At 71.9% G+C, this 502-nt stretch carries 1 pseudogene; it reads left to right on the plus strand.

Going from position 1 to position 502, the window contains the following annotated elements:
- Positions 1-502, plus strand: a pseudogene (locus tag HUK82_RS17145) (ATP-dependent DNA helicase); the annotation flags it as partial.

Raw genomic sequence — 502 nt, forward strand, 5'->3', positions numbered from 1 at the left:
CCGGCGCCCGATGACGTCGCGCCCGCCGCGACCCTTCTGGACGGCCTGATGGCCCCCGTGGACAAGACACCGAACCCGAGCGAGGTGTTCCTGCGTCACCTGCGGGCGCAGGTGCTGGCACGCGCACGCGGCAGCGATCGCAGCGGCAAGGCGGCCCAGCATGCCACGGCCCTCGAATGTGATCTTCATCCGATCGGCGACGATCTGAGCGGCGCGGCTAGGGGGCTCGGTCGTGCTCTGTCCACTCTGGCCGACCCGTTGCGGGTCCTCGCGCGGCGGCTGCATGAACGCCTCGATGAGGACGCCGACACGCTGGACAGTGCCAGTCGTGGCCGGATCGAGGCCGCGATCCGCACCCTGCATCGCCGGGCGCTCAGCCGCCTCGACGGCTGGGTCGCCATGCTCGAGGCGGTCGACGCGCCCCGGCCGGACGGGATGACGCCGACCTGGGTCGATTTCATCCGCCTTGACCGGCGCGAGGGACAGCGCGCGGGCGAACATG

The sequence above is a fragment of the Ameyamaea chiangmaiensis genome, assembly GCF_013376175.1.
Lineage (GTDB): Bacteria > Pseudomonadota > Alphaproteobacteria > Acetobacterales > Acetobacteraceae > Ameyamaea > Ameyamaea chiangmaiensis.